Origin of the sequence: Roseomonas sp. 18066 (genome assembly GCF_902706185.1) — a bacterium.
Lineage (GTDB): Bacteria > Pseudomonadota > Alphaproteobacteria > Acetobacterales > Acetobacteraceae > Pseudoroseomonas.
Genome location: NZ_CACSJM010000415.1, coordinates 1 through 392 on the forward strand (window position 1 = coordinate 1; position 392 = coordinate 392).

General features: G+C 66.8%; 1 pseudogene. It reads right to left on the bottom strand.

Annotation, left to right across the window (positions count from 1 at the left end):
- Positions 1-147: 147 nt before the first annotated feature.
- Positions 148-392, bottom strand: a pseudogene (locus GVN67_RS29485) (acetyl-CoA carboxylase biotin carboxylase subunit); the annotation flags it as partial.

The following is a 392-nucleotide window of genomic DNA, read 5'->3' on the forward strand; positions in this document are numbered from 1 at the left end:
CTCCAGGGCTTCGCCCACGGCTTCGATCCGTTCTTCGGGGCACAACAGGCTCAGCTCAAACATGGCATCCATCTCCAGAAACGGCGATGCCGGCCCCCGTCACCGGAGCGCCAGCATGCGCGGGGGCCGGCCGGGGCCGGCACGGGTTCAGCGCTTGTGCGCGGCCAGCCACTCTTCCAGGTAGTGGATGTTGGTGCCGCCGGCGACGAACTTGGCGTCCACCATCAGCTCGCGGTGCAGCGGGATGTTGGTGTGGATGCCCTCGATCACCGTCTCGGACAGGGCCGTGCGCATGCGGGCCAGGGCCTGCTCGCGCGTGTCGCCGTGCACGATGATCTTGCCGATCATGGAGTCGTAGTTCGGCGGCACGTAGTAGTTGGTGTAGGCATGCG